The 17,410-nt window shown below is 44.4% G+C and carries 16 protein-coding genes; 12 read left to right on the top strand and 4 right to left on the bottom strand.

Annotated features, from left to right (window positions below):
• Positions 1 to 4: 4 nt before the first annotated feature.
• The 8 genes from QZ169_RS04200 (at position 5) to ftsY (ending at position 10,015) form a co-directional block, all read left to right on the top strand.
• Positions 5 to 805: an MBL fold metallo-hydrolase gene (locus tag QZ169_RS04200; RefSeq protein ID WP_295505051.1), complete on the top strand. Its 801-nt coding sequence runs from the start codon at positions 5 to 7 to the stop codon at positions 803 to 805.
• A 287-nt stretch (positions 806 to 1,092) separates the two neighbouring features.
• Entirely contained in the window at positions 1,093 to 2,067 is a 975-nt protein-coding gene (locus QZ169_RS04205; RefSeq protein ID WP_295505052.1) for a hypothetical protein, read from the top strand.
• A gap of 103 nt (positions 2,068 to 2,170) precedes the next feature.
• Positions 2,171 to 2,530 (top strand): YbaN family protein, encoded by a 360-nt coding sequence (locus QZ169_RS04210; RefSeq protein WP_002903152.1) that lies wholly within the window; start codon positions 2,171 to 2,173, stop codon positions 2,528 to 2,530.
• A gap of 121 nt (positions 2,531 to 2,651) precedes the next feature.
• Positions 2,652 to 3,350, top strand: coding sequence for a ribonuclease III (gene rnc / locus QZ169_RS04215; protein ID WP_295505053.1), 699 nt, complete (start codon positions 2,652 to 2,654; stop codon positions 3,348 to 3,350).
• Positions 3,341 to 6,877: a chromosome segregation protein SMC gene (gene smc / locus QZ169_RS04220; protein WP_295505054.1), complete on the top strand. Its 3,537-nt coding sequence runs from the start codon at positions 3,341 to 3,343 to the stop codon at positions 6,875 to 6,877. Before rnc ends, smc begins: the two co-directional genes overlap by 10 nt.
• 1 nt (position 6,878) lies before the next feature.
• On the top strand, positions 6,879 to 7,673 hold the full coding sequence (locus QZ169_RS04225) for a Cof-type HAD-IIB family hydrolase (protein WP_295505055.1): 795 nt from the start codon (positions 6,879 to 6,881) through the stop codon (positions 7,671 to 7,673).
• Positions 7,673 to 8,491, top strand: coding sequence for a Cof-type HAD-IIB family hydrolase (locus QZ169_RS04230; RefSeq protein WP_295505056.1), 819 nt, complete (start codon positions 7,673 to 7,675; stop codon positions 8,489 to 8,491). The genes QZ169_RS04225 and QZ169_RS04230 overlap by 1 nt, the downstream gene beginning before the upstream one ends.
• Positions 8,492 to 8,494: 3 nt before the next feature.
• On the top strand, positions 8,495 to 10,015 hold the full coding sequence (gene ftsY, locus QZ169_RS04235; protein WP_295505057.1) for a signal recognition particle-docking protein FtsY: 1,521 nt from the start codon (positions 8,495 to 8,497) through the stop codon (positions 10,013 to 10,015).
• 50 nt (positions 10,016 to 10,065) lie between these two features.
• Here the strand turns inward: ftsY and zwf are convergent, their stop codons facing one another.
• From zwf to QZ169_RS04255, 4 genes are all read right to left on the bottom strand, one after another.
• On the bottom strand, positions 10,066 to 11,526 hold the full coding sequence (zwf, locus tag QZ169_RS04240; protein ID WP_295505058.1) for a glucose-6-phosphate dehydrogenase: 1,461 nt from the start codon (positions 11,524 to 11,526) through the stop codon (positions 10,066 to 10,068).
• Positions 11,527 to 11,700: 174 nt separating this feature from the next.
• Positions 11,701 to 12,519, bottom strand: a complete 819-nt coding sequence (locus QZ169_RS04245; protein WP_002914763.1) for a TIGR03943 family putative permease subunit — start codon at positions 12,517 to 12,519, stop codon at positions 11,701 to 11,703.
• On the bottom strand, positions 12,516 to 13,421 hold the full coding sequence (locus QZ169_RS04250) for a permease (RefSeq protein ID WP_149565293.1): 906 nt from the start codon (positions 13,419 to 13,421) through the stop codon (positions 12,516 to 12,518). The genes QZ169_RS04245 and QZ169_RS04250 overlap by 4 nt, the downstream gene beginning before the upstream one ends.
• Positions 13,418 to 13,555, bottom strand: a complete 138-nt coding sequence (locus QZ169_RS04255) for an SPJ_0845 family protein (protein WP_002897213.1) — start codon at positions 13,553 to 13,555, stop codon at positions 13,418 to 13,420. Before QZ169_RS04255 ends, QZ169_RS04250 begins: the two co-directional genes overlap by 4 nt.
• A 178-nt stretch (positions 13,556 to 13,733) precedes the next feature.
• Between QZ169_RS04255 and QZ169_RS04260 the strand changes: the two genes are divergently transcribed.
• The 4 genes from QZ169_RS04260 (at position 13,734) to QZ169_RS04275 (ending at position 17,401) form a co-directional block, all read left to right on the top strand.
• Positions 13,734 to 15,866 (top strand): Tex family protein, encoded by a 2,133-nt coding sequence (locus tag QZ169_RS04260; RefSeq protein WP_295505059.1) that lies wholly within the window; start codon positions 13,734 to 13,736, stop codon positions 15,864 to 15,866.
• On the top strand, positions 15,853 to 16,290 hold the full coding sequence (locus tag QZ169_RS04265) for a SprT family protein (RefSeq protein ID WP_295505060.1): 438 nt from the start codon (positions 15,853 to 15,855) through the stop codon (positions 16,288 to 16,290). Before QZ169_RS04260 ends, QZ169_RS04265 begins: the two co-directional genes overlap by 14 nt.
• A 138-nt stretch (positions 16,291 to 16,428) precedes the next feature.
• Entirely contained in the window at positions 16,429 to 16,704 is a 276-nt protein-coding gene (locus QZ169_RS04270; protein ID WP_032906743.1) for a PspC domain-containing protein, read from the top strand.
• 205 nt (positions 16,705 to 16,909) lie between these two features.
• The gene (locus tag QZ169_RS04275) at positions 16,910 to 17,401 is read left to right on the top strand and encodes an NUDIX domain-containing protein (RefSeq protein ID WP_295505061.1); all 492 of its coding nucleotides are present in this window, start codon (positions 16,910 to 16,912) and stop codon (positions 17,399 to 17,401) included.
• Positions 17,402 to 17,410 lie beyond the last annotated feature (9 nt).

Here is a 17,410-nt window from a genome sequence, read left to right on the forward strand (position 1 = left end):
AAACATGACTAAAGGATTTCAATACAGTATTCTGGCGTCAGGATCAAGCGGTAACTGTTTCTATCTGGAAACAGACAAAAAGCGGATTCTGGTTGACGCTGGCTTATCAGGCAAGAAAATTACGAGCTTGTTGGGCGAAATTGGCCGCAAGCCTGAGGATTTGGATGCCATTTTAGTGACTCATGAGCACAAGGACCACATTCATGGCGTTGGAGTGTTGGCCCGCAAGTATCATCTGGATATTTATGCTAATGAGGCCACTTGGAAGGCTATGGAAAAGGACTTGGGCAAGCTGGATGCTAGTCAAAAGCATATCTTTGAACTGGGCAAGACCAAGACCTTTGGAGACTTGGATGTGGAGAGCTTTGGTGTCAGTCATGACGCAGCTTGTCCACAATTTTACCGCTTCATGAAGGATGACAAAAGCTTTGTCATGCTGACGGATACGGGCTATGTCAGTGACCGGATGGCTGGGATTATCGAAAATGCCGATGGTTACCTGATTGAGAGTAACCATGATATTGAAATTCTTCGCAGCGGTGCCTATCCTTGGAGTCTCAAGCAGCGGATTCTGTCGGATATGGGTCACCTATCCAATGAAGACGGAGCGGAGACCATGATTCGGACTTTGGGCAATCGCACCAAGCGAATCTATCTGGGACATCTCAGTAAGGAAAACAATATCAAGGAATTGGCCCACATGACCATGGTCAATCAACTGGCTCAAGCTGATATGGCAGTCGGCCACGACTTCCAGGTCTATGATACCTCGCCTGATACCGCAACGCCTTTGACGAGTATTTAAAAGTCTTCATCAAAGGAACTTTTTGAAGTGAAAAGATGGACAAAATCGAAAGTAAGTTACTTCGCAATTAGGGTTTGCAACCTCAACAGCCACTTGGTGTTGAGTAATCAGATAGCGAATCAAGACCTTTTGAACATAGTAAAGCTAGACTGAGACACTTTTGTCCCAGTCTCTTTTTCTCTACTTTAAAGGACTGTATGATATAATAAGTTAATACAAAAATAGTTGTGGTAAGTTTTTATGCGAGAAGCTGATTTCAATCGTATTGCCCAAGGGAGGTTCTGAGAATGTTTCGAAAAAAATATATCTTAATTACCATTATGGCTGTAGGACTTGCATTGATAGGTGTTTTTATCTATTGTTACATAGTGTTCAATAGGAAAGTACCAAAAGTTGAATATGGAGAAATTAAGAAGCCAAAAATAGAAAATATTGAAACTTTCGGTGATAAAAATCAGTTTGTTTTGATACAATCATCCAACAAAGATATATTTCCAAATGGAGGCCTTGGGCAGCGCTACTTAGTGACAGATGAGCGGAGATTTGATAGAGCCAGTTCTTCGGAGAGACCATCAGAAGGTTGGTATTGGAATATATACATCTATGATATTGAGCAGAAGAAACCAAGCGCTCAGAAGGTGGATTTGTATGCTTTGGTAAAAAAATATGATTCCTCTTACTATTTAGGGGCCTTAGGAAGCGTTATTTACCAAGATGGTCAAGATTATCAAATTTTGGAGCTCCGTAAGTGGAAGGGAGATAGTCCCACATTTGTCTTATTAAATTTAGAAACATATAAGATAGAAGATGAGAATCCCATCTTGCACCATTTAGAATCACGCTATCAATATAGATTGGGAGATTTGATTTATGGGACAAATTTTTATGATATTCTCAAAGAAAGAGGCGCTTCGCTGGATAGAGATCGACTGACTTTGAATTCTGGTAGTAAGTTGTCGGAGGAGATTAATTTAAGTCGAGAGTATCCAGAAATTATACAGCATATGGAAGATGATTCACAAATAAGTTCTATTGGATTTCGTCAAGGATTGGTTACTGCAGAAGAAGAATACCAAATCCTACGCCATTGGTTTACTCCAGTAGGTGAAAAAACAGTTGATATTGTTACGAGTGAAGATTATAATGAGAATAAAACATTAGATACTTATAAAGACTACATGGAGTGGCAAAAAGAAGTCTCTAAAATTCAAGAGCAGCGAAAAAAAGAGATGGAGAATAAAAATGAGCAGAAGAACAATTAAAAATTCATCTATACCCGTTTTAAATATTAAAAATCGATAGTTTGAACTTTTCTTAGTCAGAGAATGAACTTAAGTGATTCTTAAATATCGGAAAGGAGCTTGTATGCGGCCAATTTACTTTGTGGTAGGTCTATTATCTTTAGGGTTGGGAGTTTTGGGGATTTTTCTACCTCTCCTGCCGACGACACCATTTCTTCTCTTGTCCATTGCCTGTTTTTCGCGCAGTTCCAAGCGCTTTGAGAATTGGCTCTATCATACCAAGATGTATCAGACCTACGTGGCAGATTTTCGAGAGACGGGAACAATTGCCAAGGAGCGAAAGAAAAAGATTATCGTTTCCATCTATATCTTGATGGGGATTTCCATTTTTCTAGCACCTATTATTTGGGTTAAGATTGGACTGTTGGGTCTGACTGTTTTTATCACCTATTATTTGTTTAAAGTAATTCCGGATAAGGAATAGAAATCACTGTCAGCAGGTGCGTTTGCGCCTGTTTTTTGTTATAATAGAGACTGTATATCTTTGGAAAGGAAAAGGTATCATGCTGCTTATCTGACTGAAGTCAGCATGATGTAAAATAGTAATGGAAAATTTGAAAAAAGCATTGCTGGAGCAGTTTGACTTGATCTTCTCTGATGAGACCTTGTTGGAAACGGCTTTTACCCATACGAGCTATGCCAATGAGCACCGCCTCTTAAAAATTTCACACAATGAGCGCTTGGAATTTTTAGGAGACGCTGTTCTGCAACTGATTATTTCGGAGTATCTTTATACCAAGTATCCTAAGAGACCAGAGGGCGACCTATCCAAGCTGCGCTCTATGATTGTTCGGGAAGAGAGCTTGGCAGGCTTTGCCCGTGATTGTCAGTTTGATCAGTTTATCAAGCTGGGACGCGGTGAGGAGAAGTCTGGCGGCCGGAATCGTGATACGATTTTAGGTGATTTGTTCGAGGCCTTTTTAGGCGCTTTGCTCTTGGATAAGGGTGTGGAAGCAGTCAAAAGCTTTCTCTATCAAGTCATGATTCCCAAGGTGGAAGCGGGAGATTTTGAGCGGGTGACGGACTATAAGACCAAGCTGCAGGAGTTGCTGCAGATTAATGGCGATGTGGAAATTGCCTATCAGGTCGTCTCCGAGACAGGACCTGCTCATGCCAAAAATTTCGAGGTGGCCGTTCTTATCAATGGCCGCAAGTCCGGTCAAGGCCAGGGGCGTTCTAAAAAGCTGGCCGAGCAGGAAGCTGCTAAAAACGCATTTGAAAAGGAAAGTTCTTCATGTTTTTAAAGGAAATTGAAATTCAGGGCTTCAAGTCATTTGCTGACAAGACTAAAGTTGTCTTTGATCAGGGAGTGACAGCGGTTGTTGGGCCAAATGGTTCCGGCAAGTCCAATATTACGGAGAGCCTGCGCTGGGCCTTGGGAGAGTCCAGTGTGAAAAGTCTGCGGGGCGGCAAGATGCCCGATGTGATTTTTGCGGGAACAGAAACCCGCAAGCCGCTTAATTACGCATCAGTGGTGGTAGTTCTTGACAACAGTGACCAATTTATCAAGGATGCTGCTAATGAGATTCGGGTGGAGCGTCACATTTACCGCAGCGGTGACAGTGAGTATAAGATTGACGGCAAAAAAGTCCGTCTGCGCGATGTCCATGATCTTTTCATGGATACAGGGCTGGGACGAGATTCCTTCTCCATCATTTCCCAAGGGAAGGTCGAGGAAATCTTCAACAGTAAGCCCGAGGAACGTCGGGCAATCTTTGAAGAAGCGGCTGGAGTGCTTAAGTATAAGACACGCCGCAAAGAAACGGAAAGCAAGCTTAGTCAAACCCAGGATAATCTGGATCGACTGGAAGACATTATCTACGAGCTGGAGAGCCAGGTCAAGCCCTTGGAGAAGCAGGCTGAAACTGCTAAGCGCTTCTTGAGTCTGGATGGCCAGCGCCGAGAGCTTTACTTGGATGTTTTGGTGGCTCAGCTGACAGCTAACAAGGAAAAGTTGACCCAGGCTGAAGAAGATTTAAGGAATATCCAGCAGGAGCTAGCAGCCTACTATAGCAAGCGCGATGAACTGGAAGTTGAAAACCAAACCTTGAAGGCCAAGCGCCATGAGCTCAATCAAACTTTGTCTGATGATCAAGCTAGTTTGCTGGAATTGACCCGCTTAATCAGTGATTTGGAGCGTCAGATTGACCTTTCTAAGTTGGAGTCCAGTCAGGCAGCGACGAGCCGTCGGGAAAATGAAGAACGTTTGGCCGCTTTGTCAGAAAAACTGGCTCAGATAGAAAACAACATAGAAGACAAGCAGGCTGAATTGAGCCAAATAGCTGCCAAACTGACTGACAATGAGCAGTCTATCGCTGCTTTGGAAGCAGAATTAGCAGACTTCTCAGATGATCCAGACCAGCTGATTGAACATCTGCGTGAGCAGTATGTCAAGCTCATGCAGGAAGAGGCGAATCTTTCTAATGACTTGACTTCTCTGGAGAGCCAGCTGGCTAGCGAGCTTAAATTGGCTGAGAGCAAGAAGGCAGACTATGCTAAATTGCAAGAAGATTTAGAAGCTAGTCAGACTCAGGAGCAGGCTGGTTTGGAAGAGTTGGAAATTGCTCGCCAAGCCCTCAAGAATCTACTGGCTGACTACCAAAGTCAGGTTCAGTTGGTAGAGAAGCTGGAGGCTGACTATAAGCATCATCAGACTAAGATGTTGGAGCTTTTGGACGACCTCAAAAACAAGCAGGCACGTTCCAATAGCTTGGAAGCCATTCTCAAAAATCACAGTAATTTCTATGCTGGAGTCAAGAGTGTACTGCAGGAGGCAGGTCGACTGGGTGGTATTGTAGGAGCAGTTAGCGAAAAGCTTAGCTTCGACCCCCACTATCAGACAGCGTTGGAAATTGCGCTGGGAGCCAGCAGTCAGAACATTATCGTGGAAGATGAGGCGGCTGCGACTCGGGCTATCGAATTTCTGAAGAAAAATCGGGCTGGTCGGGCAACCTTCCTGCCTTTAACAACCATCAAGCCGCGTCAGCTGGCTGACCATAACCGTGCTACAATTGAAAAGAGTCCTGGTTTTCTAGGACTGGCTTCTTCTCTGGTCAGCTATGATTCGTCTTTAGACAACATTTTTCAAAATCTGCTGGGAACGACCGCTATTTTTGATACAGTGGAGCATGCCCGAGCAGCAGCTCGCCAAGTACGCTATCAGGTTCGTATGGTGACTTTGGATGGGACGGAGCTTCGGACTGGCGGTTCTTATGCCGGTGGTGCCAACCGCAATAACAATACTATCTTTATCAAGCCGGAGTTAGATGCTCTGCTTGAAGAGATTAAGCAGAAAAATGACAGCTTGAAAGAGCAGGAAGAAGCAGTGCAGTTTCTGCAAAACCAGCTAAGTCAGGCTAAGCAGGTATTGGAACAAATCAAGACAGACGGTGAGCAGGCTCGCTTGGCTGAGCAAAAGGCTAATCTAGCCTATGAACAGTTAGCCAAGCGCGTAGAAGAGCTTACAAGTCTGAAAAATCTACAGGAGCAAGAGTTGGCTGGTCAATCTGCTTTGGATATTTCAGAAGAGAAAGACCGACTGCAGACCCGCTTGATGGAGATTGAGAAAGAGAAAAGCGACATCACTGCGGAAATTGAGCAGGTGAAGTCGAACAAAGATGCAGTTCAGGCTCGTTTCGACAAGCTTTCCTCTCGCCTAGCTGAACTCAAGCTTCAGCGGACAGAGTTGACCTCCAACCAACGCTTTGAAAAGAATGACTTGGAACGACTGTCTGAGGAAAAAGCCAGCCTTGAAAAAGAGCAGGCAACCTTGGAGCTTTTGATGGAGCAAAAGGAACAGTCCAGCCTGCAGAAGGTGGATATTACAATTCTGGAAGAGCAATTAGAGACTGCCAAGCAAGAAAAGATTGAGCTGGATCAAAGACTGATTCGTCTGAAATTTGAGCTTGAAGATCTAGAAGGACAGTCTGACGATATTGCCAGTCGTTTGGAGCAAGCCCGCCATCAAAATGAAGAATTGATTCGCCGGCAGGCCAAGGCTGAGGCAGAAAAGGATAAGCTCATGGATGTCATGCGCCGTCTGGCAAGCAATCTGACAGATGACTATCAGATGAGCTTCGAAGAAGCAAGCAGCCAGGCTCGTCCGTTAGAAAGTTTGCCAGCTGCTGAAAGCCAGGTGAAGGATCTGGAAAAAGCCATTCGAGCTTTAGGTCCGGTCAATCTGGAAGCAGTTGAGCAGTTTGAAGAAGTCAGCAACCGTTTGAACTTCCTCAACGAGCAACGAGACGATGTCCTATCAGCCAAAAATCTGCTCTTAGAGACGATTGAAGAGATGAATGACGAAGTCAAGGAACGCTTTAAATCAACTTTTGAAGCCATTCGTGAAAGCTTCAAGGTGACTTTCCGTCAGATGTTTGGCGGTGGTTCGGCAGACCTGATATTGACGGAGGGAGACTTGCTGACAGCTGGTGTAGAAATCTCCGTGCAGCCACCAGGCAAGAAGATCCAGTCGCTTAATCTGATGAGTGGTGGGGAGAAGGCCTTGTCGGCTTTGGCTCTGCTCTTCTCTATCATCCGTGTTAAGACCATTCCTTTTGTCATCTTGGACGAAGTCGAAGCAGCGCTGGACGAGGCCAATGTTAAACGTTTTGGGGATTATCTCAATCGATTTGACAAGGACAGCCAGTTCATCGTGGTCACTCACCGTAAGGGAACCATGTCAGCTGCAGACTCTATTTACGGAGTTACCATGCAGGAATCTGGCGTTTCTAAGATTGTCTCGGTCAAGTTAAAAGATTTAGAAAGTATGTAAAATGAGTATAAAATTAGTAGCAACGGATATGGACGGGACCTTTTTGGACAGTAAAGGTCAGTTTGATATGGACCGGCTCAAGCATGTTTTGGCTCGCTTTAAAGAAAAAGATATGTATTTTGCCGTAGCCAGCGGGCGCGCCCTCTTGTCGCTGGAAAAGCTGTTTGAGGAAGTGCGCAATGAGATTATTTTTATTGCTGAAAACGGCAGTTTAGTTGAGTTTCACGGCGATGATCTCTATGAAGCAACTATGCCTCGGGACTTTTACCTCAAGGTTTTTGACAAGCTGCAGGAATCACCCTATGTCAATGTCAATGAGCTGCTTTTGACAGGCAAACGTGCCTGCTATGTCTTGGAGACTGTGGATCCGACCTATCTTTCTTTCAGTGCTCATTATAATGAAAATATTCAAAAAGTGGCGAGCTTGGCTGATATCGACGATGAAATTTTCAAGTTTACGACCAATTTTGCTGAGGACCAAGTCGCAGCTGGTGAAGCTTGGGTCAATGAGAATATCGATGGAGTCAAGGCTATGACGACTGGCTACAAGTCTATCGACATTGTTTTGGATTATGTGGATAAGGGGGTTGCCATTGTCGAGCTGGCCAAGAAGTTAGACATAGATCTTTCTCAGGTTATGGTCTTTGGGGATAATCTCAACGATATGCACATGATGCAGGTGGCTGGCTATCCGATTGCGACTGAAAATGCTCGCCCTGAGATTTTAGAAGTCGCCAAGGAAGTCATCGGTCACCATGATGCTCAGTCGGTTATCACTTACATGGAGGGATTATAATGGCAGATATAAAACTGATTGCTCTGGACTTGGATGGAACTCTCCTGACTTCAGACAAGAAGATTTCTGACCGCAATTTAGCAGCTTTAAAAGCAGCTCAGGCCAAGGGAGTTAAGGTAGTTCTGACTACTGGTCGCCCCCTTAAGGCTATGGATTTTTTCCTGCATGAGCTGGGAACAGACGGTCGAGAGGATGAGTACACCATTACTTTTAATGGTGGTCTTGTTCAGCGCAACACTGGAGAAATCCTTGATAAAACAGTCTTTTCTTATGATGATGTAGCCCGGATTTACGAGGAGACGGATAAACTCCACATTCCCCTTGATGCTATCTGCGAAGGACTTGTCTATCAAATTCAGTCCGATCAAGACTCGCTTTATGCTCAGTTCAATCCAGCTCTGACCTTTGAGTCTATTGATTTTAGTGATTTGTCCAGCCAGCAGACTTATAATAAATGTGTGACCGCTTATGCTCAAGAACCATTGGATGCGGCTATTGAGCAAATTTCACCAGAATTATTTGAGCGCTATGAGATTTTCAAATCTAGAGAAATGTTGCTGGAGTGGTCACCGAAAAATGTCCATAAGGCCAATGGTTTGGAGAAACTGATTGCCCATTTAGGCATTGAGAGAAGTCAAGTCATGGCTTGTGGTGATGAAGCCAACGATCTATCTATGGTTGAGTGGGCTGGTTTGGGAGTGGCCATGCAGAATGCAGTAGCCATCGTCAAGAAAGCAGCCAATGTGGTGACACCTATGACCAATGATGAGGATGCAGTGGCTTGGGCTATTGAAGAATATGTACTAAAGGAGGATTAGCCGATGGGATTATTTGATCGCCTTTTTGGCCGAAAAAAGCAAGAACCGCCGATTGAAGAAGTTGTCAAGGAAGCGTTGGAAAACATTGGCGAGCTTGAAGAAGAAACAGCGCCTGTTCCAGAAGCAGGAGAAAATCTTGAAGCGGAAGCTGTTCGGTCCTATCAGGACGAGCAGCAACTTGATGACCAAATTTCGGATACAAAAGATAGTTTGGCTGATGTTGAAGAGCTAGCATCTCAAGCTATTCAAGAAGAAAGCAAGGAGCCAGAGCATGAAAGAGAAATTATTGCAGAAAATCAAGAAGTGGCTCAAGGAGCAACTCAGACTGAAGAAACTCTAGAAGAGCACCAGCCTGAAAGCAGTGACGAAACGGTAGAAGAACTTGTTGGACAAGCGGATCTTTCGGATGAAGCATCATCTCATACTGAGCATAAAGCAACTTCTTATGACGAGGTGATAACTGATTCAAATAATGAGTTCGAGCCAGAAACAGAAGCTAAGTCACTAACAGAATCAGAACAGGTCGACCAAGCAGCTGATGTTGCTGAAGAATCAGAAGCAGCAGCTACAGAAGAGTCTGTTGAACTTCCTCAAGAGGAATCCACTCAGGAAAAATATGACCGCAGCCTAAAGAAGACTCGGACAGGATTTGGAGCACGGCTCAATGCCTTCTTTGCTAATTTCCGCTCAGTAGATGAAGAGTTCTTCGAAGACTTGGAAGAGCTGCTCATCACTAGTGATGTAGGGGTTCAAGTAGCTTCCAGTCTGACTGAGGAACTACGCTATGAAGCCCGTCTGGAAAATGCTAAAAAACCAGCTGCTCTGCGCCAGCTGATTATTGAAAAATTGGTGGACATATATGAGAAAGATGGCCGCTTTAATGAAAAAATCAATTTCCAAAACGGTCTGACTGTCATGCTCTTTGTTGGGGTCAACGGAGTTGGTAAAACTACCTCTATCGGTAAACTAGCCTATAAGTACAAACAAGAAGGTAAGAAAGTCATGTTGGTAGCTGCAGATACATTCCGAGCTGGAGCAGTGGCTCAGCTGGCTGAATGGGGTCGGCGCGTAGATGTTCCAGTAGTAACGGGGCCTGAAAAGAGTGACCCTGCCAGCGTGGTTTATGACGGTATGGAGCGTGCTCAAGCAGAGCAGGTTGATGTTCTTATGATTGACACGGCGGGACGCCTGCAAAATAAAGACAATCTCATGGCAGAGCTAGAGAAAATTGGCCGCATTATTAAGCGGGTGGATCCAGAAGCACCGCATGAAACTTTCCTAGCTCTCGATGCTTCAACTGGTCAGAATGCTCTGGTTCAGGCCAAGGAATTTTCTAAAATCACCCCAGTCACAGGAATTGTACTGACGAAGATTGATGGAACAGCTCGAGGCGGGGTTGTGTTAGCTATTCGTCAGGAATTGGATATTCCAGTGAAGCTGATTGGCTTTGGAGAAAAGATTGATGATATCGGTGAGTTCAACTCAGAGAACTTTATGAAAGGCCTGCTTGAAGGCTTAGTATAAAACAAAAAACCAGTACGAGTACTGGTTTTTTTATGAACAATTTTTAAATTTTATTTGTTTGGAGACCACTGCCAGTCAGCTCCAAATTCTTTAAGGAGTTCAAAGGAAGCATCTGGTCCCATAGAACCGACAGGATACTCATGAAGAGGCACTTCGTTGCTATGCCAGAGCTCTTCAATCTGATCGATCAGTTCCCAGCTGGAGCGGACTTCATCCCAGTGGCTGAAGTTGGTTGAGTCATTGTTGAGGACGTCAAAGATTAATTTTTCGTAAGGATCAGGGGAAGCACCGCTGGCTGTTGCGTCTGTCCGGTAGTCCAGAGAAAGGGGAGCTAAGCTGAAGCGTTCGCCGACCTCTTTGCCATTCATGCTAAGTGAGAAGCCCTCAGTCGGCTGGATATGAATGGTCAGAACATTTGGTGCTAATTCCTCACCAAAGATAGACTCCATCTGCTTGAAAACAATATTGACAAGAGTGCCTTTTTCAGTGAGGCGTTTACCAGTTCGGAAGAAAAATGGAACATCACGGAAACGCTCGCTATTTACAAAGAAAGCTCCTGAAGCAAAGGTTTCAGTCATGGAGTCAGGATTGACATTAGGTTCACTCCGGTAGGAGATGTATTTCTTGCCTTTGACTGTGCCAGACTTATACTGACCGCGGATAAAGAAGCGTTTCAAGTCTTCTTTATTTGGCTGTACCAAGCGCTCAAAAACTTTGACTTTCTCTGCCCGAATGTCCTCTTTGCTGAAGCTTTTCGGCTTGTCCATAGCTAAGAGTGACAGGAGCTGTAAGGTATGATTCTGCACCATATCGCGCAGAGCACCGGACTGGTCATAGTAACCGCCGCGTTCTTCGACGCCTAGCTTTTCTGCAAAGGTAATCTGGACATTGTCAATGTAGTCACGATTCCAGATATTTTCAAAGAGAAGATTGGCAAAGCGGATAGCGAAGATGCTCTGAATCATTTCCTTGCCTAGATAATGGTCAATACGGAAAATCTGCTCTTCATCAAAGGCCGCCAAGAGTTCTTCGTTAAGTTGGCTGGCAGTTGCCAAGTCTGTTCCGAAAGGTTTTTCGACAATCAGACGTTCAAATCCTTTGCCATCTACGATGTTTTCAGACTTGAGATGTTTGGCAATGGTACCGAAAAATTGCGGAGCCATGGATAGGAAGAAGAGTTTATTGTGCTCGGCTTGGTATTGCTCATTGAGTCGATTTTGAAGCTTGCGCAGCTCAATGTAGTGCTCGGTATCCTGCACATCATGACTTTGATAGTAGAAGTGACTGGCAAACTCTTGGGCTTGCTCTGGACTGTCAGCTAAATCAGCGATTGCTTCGACAACTACAGACTCAAAATACTCCTTGCTCCAAGGCCGGCGGGCGGTTCCGATAACTGCAAAATGCTTGGAAAGATTGCCAGACTTATAGAGCCTGAAGAGGGATGGATAGAGTTTTCTTTTGGCCAAGTCACCGCTGGCTCCGAAAATTGTTACAATAACTTTTGAAGACATCCTGATACCTATTTTCTAAATGATGTCTCTATTTTATCACAATTTTTCTAAAGATTGTATTCAGAAATTCGGTTTCTGAAAAGGGGGATAAATAGAAAGAAATTGACCGCTGCTTGAAACATATTCAAATACAAAAAATGAGGCTTAGACACGATTGTGCCAGCCTCGTTTTCTTTATTCAAATACCCGATAAACGTAAGGATTGTCCGGTTTTTCTACCTTATCAAAACTTTCGACTTCTAGAGTTGGCAGGCTTTGCCCCAGACTTTTATGGTAATGCATGGTAATTTTTCCCTTGGCATGAATCCAGGTATTATTCTCGAAATGCTGGGTATTTCCAGTCGTCAAGAGGCCATAGACACCTGAGTCGGCGATACAATGGATAATACCGAAGCGAAAGAGAAATTGGCTCTTCTGATCGCTGGGGTCATTGTAGACAAACCCGGTGAACTCCAGCGTCTTGCCTACAAACTCGTCGGGATAATCATAGATGACTTCCATGATTTCCATGTAGTTCTCAGTTGTGACCTGAATGGTATCTTGCTTGACATATTTCTTAGCGGCTGCCCGCATTTCTTTTTCGTAAGCCCCCTTGGTAAAGTAGGTGCTGGTGTCCGGCTTCAGGTATTGGCTGGTTGTGCCTTCGTCCTGCTGAATAGCAGTTGAAGTTCCCTCAGCCAGCGGGAAATGAAATCCTTTAGCCGAAACTGTTGTCGAATCCAAGGTTACAGTTGGAAAGAAAATTCCTACAAAAAGCGGAATGACGAGGAGCAGCACGCTGCCTAACTTGGCCCAGCGAGTGCTTAAATGACTATGAACCTCCATCTTTTTCATCCAGATGATAAGCTGCACGACTGCCAAGACAAAGGACAGAATCATAGACAAGTATGCCAGATAGGAATAGTGGAGATTGATATATTGATTAAGCTTGCCCGTCAGCTGCAGATACATGGTAATCTCAAAGTAGCCGACTAAGATTAGAAATCGAATCATAGCACTACCCCCACAAGCCAAGAGTAAAGAAAGACGACGACGGTAACCAGGCTGATAAATTGCCAGATAAAGCGTGTCTTAAAGTAGTTTTTCATCATCAGCAGATTCTTGACATCTAGCATAGGCCCAATGACCAAGAAAGCTAAGACTGGCGATAGGCCGAAGCTAGCAATCAAGGAGCTACCGATGAAAGCATCAGCTTCGCTGCAAAGTGAGAGCAGGAAGGACAGTAGCATGAGGAGAAGAATTGCAACAGCTGGTGTCGAGCTGATAGAGGTCAGGATTCTGGTTGGCACATAGACTTGGACCAGGCTGGCGAAGAGACAGCCAAAGACCAGATAGCGGCCTGTATCGAAAAATTCGTCAATGGCCTGCACAAATACCTGAAATAGCTTTTTTCCTTTGCTGAGATGTGAAAAGTCATGCTCATGAACAGCCTTGCGATTTTCTTTTTGAATATTGCTGTCTGCAAAGAAGCCCAGGAAAATCCCTAAAAGAATAGCCACGACCATAGAACCTAAAGCACGAAGCAGAGCCATTCGGAAGGAATTACCAAAGGCTGAGTAGGTCGCAAAAAGCACGATGGGGTTGATGACTGGCGCCGTTACCAGAAAAGGCACAGCTGTGTAACTGGGAACTTTCTTTTCCAGAAACCGATTTATAATAGGGACGATTCCGCACTCGCAAGAAGGAAAGACAAAACCAACCAAGCTTCCAAAGAAAATCCGAGCCCATTTGTTCTTGGGTAGGAAACGATAAACTTTGTCTGGCGTGACATACACCTCGATAAAGCCAGAAATAATACTTCCGATTAAGACAAAAGGCAGGGCTTCAATGATAATGGAGAGAAAGATGGCACCGGCTTGCAGGACACTGGCCGGCAGCTGAGAGAAGAAGCTCATTCTTTCTTATCCTTCTCGTTTTTAGATTTTTTCTTGTCTTCCTCAGGGAACTCTACCTTTTCCATCTTGGGCAGGGTCGCAAACTCCTCGAACATTTTGTCCAAATCGTCTGATCTAGTAAATTTAACAGCCATAGAGGCACCTCATTTCTAAGATAATAATTCTATTATACTACCAATTATCAAAAAATGAAATTTTGAAACATAGGAGACTCTTTGTCGCTGATTTACCCTAAATTTTTTTGTACAAATAGTACTAAATAGTTCTAAAACTGCCTATCTTTCAAAGCACTTGTGATATAATAGGATTGTTATGGAAAATATAAATATTGAAAAAATTGCCCAGAAATTGGGCCTTAAAGAAAGCCAAGTATCACAGGTCCTAGATCTGACCGCTGAAGGAAATACGATTCCTTTTATTGCTCGTTACCGTAAGGAAATGACAGGAAATCTGGATGAGGTCGAGATTAAGGCAATCATTGACCTAGATAAGAGCATGACTGCCTTGGCGGAGCGTAAAGCGACGGTCTTAGCTAAGATTGAGGAGCAGGGCAAACTTACGGATGCGCTGCGCTCTGAGATTGAAGCCGCTGAAAAGCTGGCAGATGTGGAAGAACTTTATCTGCCTTATAAGGAGAAGCGTCGTACCAAGGCTACCCTTGCCCGTGAAGCAGGTCTCTTTCCTTTGGCCCGCCTAATCCTACAGGATGCGGCTAATCTACAGGAAGAAGCTGAGAAACTTACTAGTGAAGCCTTTTCGACAGGAGAAGCTGCTCTTGCTGGAGCAGTGGATATTCTGACCGAGGCAATTTCTGAAGATACCAAGCTGCGGGCTTGGACCTACCATGAGATGCAGACCAATTCTTTTATCGTATCCAGTCTCAAAGACGGTGATTTGGATGAAAAGCAGGTCTTCCAGATTTATTATGATTTTTCCGAAAAAGTAGCAACTATGCAAGGCTACCGTACCCTGGCTCTTAACCGTGGTGAGAAGCTAGGTATTCTCAAGGTTGGTTTTGAGCACAATCTTGAGAAGATCTTACGCTTCTTTGAAGTTCGTTTCAAGGTGAAAAATGCCTATATTATCGAAGCTGTCCAGCAAGCAGTTAAAAAGAAAATCATTCCAGCCATGGAGCGCCGTATTCGAACCGAGCTGACTGAGGCCGCTGAGGATGGAGCGATTCAGCTATTCTCAGATAATCTCCGCAATCTCCTCCTGATTGCCCCTCTCAAAGGTCGCGTAGTACTGGGCTTTGACCCAGCTTTCCGGACAGGGGCTAAGCTAGCTGTTGTTGATGCGACAGGTAAGATGCTGACGACTCATGTTATCTATCCAGTAGCGCCAGCAAAGCCAGCTCAGATTGAAGCATCTAAGAAGGAGTTGTCAGAGCTGATTGAGCAGTTTGGCGTGGAAATCATTGCCATCGGAAACGGAACTGCCAGCCGAGAAAGCGAAGCATTTGTAGCAGAAGTTTTGAAATCTCATCCGAATGTCAGCTATGTCATCGTCAATGAGAGCGGAGCATCTGTCTACTCTGCTAGTGAACTGGCTCGATATGAGTTTCCAGATTTGACCGTTGAAAAGCGCTCAGCTATTTCCATTGCCCGCCGATTGCAGGATCCTTTGGCTGAACTGGTTAAGATTGATCCTAAGTCCATCGGAGTTGGTCAGTACCAGCATGATGTCAGCCAGAAAAAGCTGTCTGAAAGCCTGGACTTTGTCGTTGATACCGTGGTTAACCAAGTTGGTGTTAATATCAACACCGCCAGTCCTGCCCTTCTAGCTCACGTAGCTGGTCTTAATAAATCTATCTCAGAAAATATTGTCAAGTACCGGGAAACGGAAGGCTTGATTCGGTCTCGCGAGGCCATCAAGAAAGTGCCGCGTCTGGGCGCAAAGGCTTTTGAACAGGCAGCTGGCTTCCTGCGTATTCCCGAAAGTGATAACCTGCTAGACAATACAGGCGTTCACCCAGAGTCTTATAAGGCGGTGGAGGAGCTCTTTAAGCGTCTGGAAATTAGCAGTTTGGATGAATCAGCCCAAGCCAAATTAAAAGCAGTGCAGACTGCTAGTTTGGCTGCAGAGCTAGGCTTGGGAGAAGAAACCCTAAAAGATATTATTGCGGATCTGCTCAAGCCTGGCCGGGATTTGCGTGATTCCTTTGACGCGCCAGTTCTGAGGCAGGATGTCTTGGATATCAAGGACCTGCGCATCGGTCAAAAGCTGGAAGGTGTCGTCCGGAATGTTGTCGATTTCGGAGCCTTTGTGGATATCGGTATCCACGAAGACGGTCTTATTCATATCTCCAAGCTGAGCACAGACTATATCAAGCATCCTAGTCAGGTTCTATCAGTTGGTGACTTAGTCACAGTCTGGGTGGATAAACTGGATGTGGAGCGGGAGAAGGTCAACCTCTCTCTAATAGCACCAAATGAATCTAACTAACTATGTCAAGCGGGTTTCAGCTGAAGATTTTGGCTGGGAATTCCGCCACCAAGCTTATTGGAACAAGCGTCTCCGTACTACAGGGGGACGCTTCTTTCCTAAAGACGGACATCTGGATTTTAACCCAAAAATCTATGAAACTTTTGGGCTGGAGACTTTTCGAAAAATTGTCCGCCATGAGCTGGCCCACTATCACCTCTATTATCAGGGCAAAGGATACCGCCATGGAGATAGAGATTTTAAAGAACTGCTCAAGCGAGTTGACGGTTTGCGTTATGCTCCATCCTTGTCCGACTCGCAATCCTTTCTCATCTATGAATGCCTGAGCTGCGGAGCACTTATCCGTCGCAGACGCAGAGTTAATCTTCAAAAATACCGTTGCGGACGCTGTATGGGCAAGCTCCGTTTGTCGGAGAATGCTTGATAAATCAGCAAGAGAGTTCACTGAAGAACTCTCTTTTTTAAAAGAATGAATATTCTAATCCATAATCAGCCTTTGGCCCGATTGTTTTCTCATGAAATATGGTAGAATAAAGTAAATATGATCATTGAGGTCTCTATCATGAACGTGAAATTCTATAAGTTGAAAAAGAATCGACTGATTTCCGGTGTCTTGTCCGGTCTGTCTGATAAATTTGATTTTGATCTGAGCCTGGTGCGCTTCCTCTTTATTATCTTTACTGTGGTCAATTTCGGCTTGGGAATTCTCATCTATATCCTGCTGGCTATGGTTATGCCTTATAAAGAAGACATAGAAGAAGAAATGTACGGAACTGGCCCACGCAAACGAAAAGAAGCGGAAGCTATCAAAGACGATAAAGACGGATGGTTTTGGTAATTCTTAATAAAATAGAAAATTTCGGGATGCACTCCCGATTTTTTACTTGAAGTAGGGAATGTTTTAGTAAGACATTTCTATACCATGATTTATTTTCTGCTTGCTTCTTTTAGATAAAATCTAAAAAAGAAGCAGGATAGAAAACCAGGTAAATTGACACTTAAAAACATCACCAAAATATTAGCAATTTATTCAAGGAGGAAACATGACAGAAGTTTGGAATGCTTATGACTTAAATCGAAATCAACTCCCTCATTTCTTAGTTCGAGGAGAAAAAATTCCTAAAGGACAGTTTCATCTCTGTGTTAATGTCTTGGTTCGCCATCAGGATGGCGATATTCTCTTTATGCGACGGTCAGCAAATAAAAGTCTCTATCCTGGCTACTATGAGTTCGGGGCGGGAGGCAGTGTGCTGGCAGGAGAGGATAGTCAGACAGCCGCCCTGCGTGAGTTAAAAGAGGAAACGGGCCTGGTTCCTGACAGCATCAGGCTTTTGGAGCAGGTGTGCTCTATCAAAGACCAGTGCCATTTCGACTATTATGAAGTGGTTGTGTCTGGGGATAAGAGTCAAGTCCGCTATCAAACGGGTGAAACAGATGCTCATCTCTGGTTGCCTCTGAAAGAGGTTCCGGCTTTTGTAGAAAACCATCCTTGTTTTAAGAACCAAAAGAAAATTCTCAGCAGCCTGATTGATTGATGTCGTGGC

The organism is uncultured Streptococcus sp. (genome assembly GCF_905372115.1).
In the GTDB taxonomy this organism is placed as follows: Bacteria; Bacillota; Bacilli; order Lactobacillales; family Streptococcaceae; genus Streptococcus.

Coding starts and splice junctions, on each gene's coding strand:
- QZ169_RS04275 (WP_295505061.1), top strand. CDS start 16,910: ATGACAGAAGTTTGGAATGCTTATGACTTAAATCGAAATCAACTCCCT.
- QZ169_RS04260 (WP_295505059.1), top strand. CDS start 13,734: ATGGAAAATATAAATATTGAAAAAATTGCCCAGAAATTGGGCCTTAAA.
- QZ169_RS04210 (WP_002903152.1), top strand. CDS start 2,171: ATGCGGCCAATTTACTTTGTGGTAGGTCTATTATCTTTAGGGTTGGGA.
- rnc (WP_295505053.1), top strand. CDS start 2,652: ATGGAAAATTTGAAAAAAGCATTGCTGGAGCAGTTTGACTTGATCTTC.
- QZ169_RS04225 (WP_295505055.1), top strand. CDS start 6,879: ATGAGTATAAAATTAGTAGCAACGGATATGGACGGGACCTTTTTGGAC.
- QZ169_RS04230 (WP_295505056.1), top strand. CDS start 7,673: ATGGCAGATATAAAACTGATTGCTCTGGACTTGGATGGAACTCTCCTG.
- QZ169_RS04270 (WP_032906743.1), top strand. CDS start 16,429: ATGAACGTGAAATTCTATAAGTTGAAAAAGAATCGACTGATTTCCGGT.
- QZ169_RS04265 (WP_295505060.1), top strand. CDS start 15,853: ATGAATCTAACTAACTATGTCAAGCGGGTTTCAGCTGAAGATTTTGGC.
- ftsY (WP_295505057.1), top strand. CDS start 8,495: ATGGGATTATTTGATCGCCTTTTTGGCCGAAAAAAGCAAGAACCGCCG.
- QZ169_RS04245 (WP_002914763.1), bottom strand. CDS start 12,519: ATGATTCGATTTCTAATCTTAGTCGGCTACTTTGAGATTACCATGTAT.
- QZ169_RS04250 (WP_149565293.1), bottom strand. CDS start 13,421: ATGAGCTTCTTCTCTCAGCTGCCGGCCAGTGTCCTGCAAGCCGGTGCC.
- QZ169_RS04255 (WP_002897213.1), bottom strand. CDS start 13,555: ATGGCTGTTAAATTTACTAGATCAGACGATTTGGACAAAATGTTCGAG.
- smc (WP_295505054.1), top strand. CDS start 3,341: ATGTTTTTAAAGGAAATTGAAATTCAGGGCTTCAAGTCATTTGCTGAC.
- QZ169_RS04205 (WP_295505052.1), top strand. CDS start 1,093: ATGTTTCGAAAAAAATATATCTTAATTACCATTATGGCTGTAGGACTT.
- QZ169_RS04200 (WP_295505051.1), top strand. CDS start 5: ATGACTAAAGGATTTCAATACAGTATTCTGGCGTCAGGATCAAGCGGT.
- zwf (WP_295505058.1), bottom strand. CDS start 11,526: ATGTCTTCAAAAGTTATTGTAACAATTTTCGGAGCCAGCGGTGACTTG.